Annotated in this window: 2 protein-coding genes; one reads left to right on the plus strand and one right to left on the minus strand. The window is 45.7% G+C overall.

What is annotated here, in order from left to right:
• Positions 1 to 1358: 1-deoxy-D-xylulose-5-phosphate synthase (locus ACQY26_RS05105; RefSeq protein ID WP_428048066.1), on the minus strand; the 1358-nt coding region annotated here is incomplete at its 3' end.
• 186 nt (positions 1359 to 1544) lie between these two features.
• On the opposite strand from ACQY26_RS05105, the gene ACQY26_RS05110 reads away from it, so the two are divergent.
• Positions 1545 to 1877: a hypothetical protein gene (locus ACQY26_RS05110; protein WP_428048068.1), complete on the plus strand. Its 333-nt coding sequence runs from the start codon at positions 1545 to 1547 to the stop codon at positions 1875 to 1877.
• Positions 1878 to 1983 lie beyond the last annotated feature (106 nt).

Raw genomic sequence — 1983 nt, forward strand, 5'->3', positions numbered from 1 at the left:
CGCGCCCCAGTCCTTTTGACTTCTTTGCCGCCGCTTATAACCTGCAAAGGCACGCGTATGGCTACGGGGTGTTCATTCTGCTTCACGGCCCAATCCAGCATGGAAATATATTCTTCCTTGGTAACGGGGGCCATATAAACCATATTCGGGATATTGGAAACAAGCGGAATATCATAAATGCCTAGGTGCGTAACGTCGTTCATGGCGTAGACTGAAGCCCAAAAGTTCAATATCACGGCCGGATTATTGTTTATGCACAAATCTTGGGAAAGCTGATCGAAAGTTCTTTGTATAAAAGAGCTGAACACGCCCCAAACAGGTTTTGCGCCGGCCGAGGCCATGCCTGAAGAAAGCGCGACGGCGGTTTCTTCCGCTATGCCTACGTCAACAAATTGCTTCCCGGCTTTTTTACGTTTTTCTTCGGTAAAGCCAAAGGCGGCGGGAGTGCCTGCCGTTATAGCCGCGAGGGCTTTATTTTCTTTCATTTTCGCAAGCAAATATTCCGCCGTGATTGAAGCGTAAGTTTCCCCTGCTGGCGCGGAGAGTATTTTGCCGGTGGCGACGTCAAAAGGCATGCAGTAATGCCAATTTTCCTTGTTTGTTTCCGCCGGCGCGTAGCCCTTGCCTTTTTGCGTGCATATATGCACCGCCACGGGATGATTTATATCCTTAACTTTTTTGAAAGCTTCAATTAAGGCCTGAATATTGTTTCCCTCTTTAACAAAGACATAATCAAGCCCGAAAGCTTTAAACAAATTGCATTCGGCTTTGCCGTCCGTTTCGCGCAAAAGCTTTAAATTGCCGTAAAGGCCGCCGTGATTTTCCGCTATGGACATATCGTTATCGTTCACGAGAATGATGAAATTGCTTTTAAGCTCCGGCGCAAAGTCCAAACCTTCCAAAGCTTCACCGCCGCTTAAAGAGCCGTCGCCGATAACGGCGATTACATTGCCGTTTTCCCCTTTTAAATCGCGCGCTTTGGCAAGCCCGCAGGCGAGGCTGACCGACGTGGAAGTATGCCCGACAGTAAAGAAATCGTGTTCACTCTCATTAGGGTTTGTGTAGCCCGATACGTCGGCGTAGTGCTCTTCTTTCAAGAATGCGTCCTTTCTGCCGGTAAGCATTTTATGGGGATAAGACTGATGCGAAATATCAAAAACGATTTTGTCTTTGGGCGAATTAAAAACATAGTGCAAAGCTATCGTGGCTTCCACCATGCCGAAATTCGGGCCGAAATGCCCCCCGCGTTTGCTGAGCTTGGCAAGCAGAGCCGAGCGTATTTCCGAAGCTAAAACTTCCAACTGAGATTTATCCAATTTCTTAACGTCGGCGGGGTTACTTATTTGCTCTAAATACATAATATTTCTCCTTATAACAAGCGGCGCGTTTTTTTATTTAGGTTTAATTTTGCGGCGCGCCGATAAATCCGAACAATAATATTTTAACAGCTGGAGTTAACTTTAAGTCAAGAGGTCCTTTTTTATTACCGTCAAAAATCAAAATTTTATAAAATATAAAAAACTTAAATTGTTAAGGAGAAACAAATGAAAAAGACAGTACCCTTCGCTTTTATTCTTACGCTTTCGCTGCTCGTTTGCGTTTTTGCCTTTGCTGGCTGCGCCTCATCCCAAACGGAAACTACGTCAGCCACAAAAACCATGACTTTGGAAGAAGTTTTGCAAAAATCGGCTGAAACCAGGCAAAAAATAAGCGACGCAAAAGCTGCTTACACCGCCGCCAAAGAAGCGGACGAAGCCGCCAACGCTTCCTCTTCCGCTTTAGATTCCGCAAAAAACGCAGTCAAAGAAAAAATCGACAATGTAAAGCAGCAAATCGAAGCCGAGAAAAACGCTTGGAAGGAAACCCTTTCCAATTAATTTTAAAGACTTCACTTAAACGGCCGCCCGAAAAGCGGCCGTTTTTTATGACAAAACCCCGCGTCCTGAAAAGAACGCGGGGCGGTTAGTTGAGAGCCGGGTTTTA

Source organism: Candidatus Proelusimicrobium excrementi (assembly GCF_937881865.1).
Taxonomy (GTDB): Bacteria; Elusimicrobiota; Elusimicrobia; order Elusimicrobiales; family Elusimicrobiaceae; genus Proelusimicrobium; species Proelusimicrobium excrementi.